Origin of the sequence: Kitasatospora aureofaciens, from assembly GCF_019192735.1 — a bacterium.
GTDB lineage: Bacteria > Actinomycetota > Actinomycetes > Streptomycetales > Streptomycetaceae > Kitasatospora > Kitasatospora aureofaciens_A.
Genome location: NZ_JAHTKP010000187.1, coordinates 1 through 930, shown reverse-complemented (window position 1 = coordinate 930; position 930 = coordinate 1). Strand labels below are relative to the sequence as shown.

At 64.9% G+C, this 930-nt stretch carries 1 protein-coding gene; it reads left to right on the top strand.

The genetic code is table 11. The annotated features are described in order from the left end of the window. On the top strand, positions 1 to 892 hold an 892-nt coding region (locus KV557_RS41910), incomplete at its 5' end, for a DDE-type integrase/transposase/recombinase (RefSeq protein WP_218207377.1). Positions 893 to 930: the final 38 nt, after the last annotated feature.

Sequence of the window (930 nt, the reverse complement as noted above, 5' to 3'; positions counted from 1 at the left end):
GCCGCATCCGAAAGCGCTCTCGCCCGAGGAACGCGAGAAGGTGGTGGCCAAGCTCAACGGCGAGCGGTTCAAGGACACGGCACCGGCCGAGGTCTACGCGACGCTGCTGGACGAGGGCGTCTACCTGTGCTCGGAATCCACGATGTACCGGATCCTGCGCAAGCGCGGCGAGGTCCGCGAACGGCGCCGGCAGGCGACCCACCCGCCCCGCAAGAAACCCGAGTTGATGGCCGACGCCCCCAACCGGGTGTGGTCCTGGGACGTCACCAAGCTGCGCGGCCCGCACAAGCGGGTCTTCTACTTCCTTTACACGATGATCGACATCTACTCCCGCTACACCGTGGGCTGGATGGTCACCACGTGCGAGAGCGAGGAACTGGCGAGGCACTTCATCGAGGACACCGTCGCCAAACAGGGCGTCGACCGCGACCAGCTGACGATCCATTCGGACCGGGGAGCGATCCAGACCGCCAAGTCGGTCGCCATCCTGATGGCCGACCTCGGTGTGACCAGGTCACACTCGAGACCGAAGATCTCCAACGACAATCCGTACTCGGAGGCCCAGTACAAAACGATCAAGTACCGGTTCGACTACCCGGACCGTTTCGGGTCGCTGCCCCACGCCCGGCAGTGGTGCGCGGAGTTCTTCGGCTGGTACCACTTCGAGCACCGACACAGCGGCATCGGCTACCACACCCCCTACGACGTCCACCACGGCGAGGCCGAGCTGGTGCGCGACCTGCGGGCCAAGGTCCTCGCCGACGCCTACAACCAGCACCCCGAACGCTTCGTGCGCAAGTTCCCCGAACCGCCCGCCATACCCGAGCAGGCCTGGATCAACAGACCCACCGACGACGAGACCGCCGCGAAGGAGTTCCAGGCCCAAAGTTAGGCAGAATCACCTGCCTTGATCACTTTGACAGGTTCCGC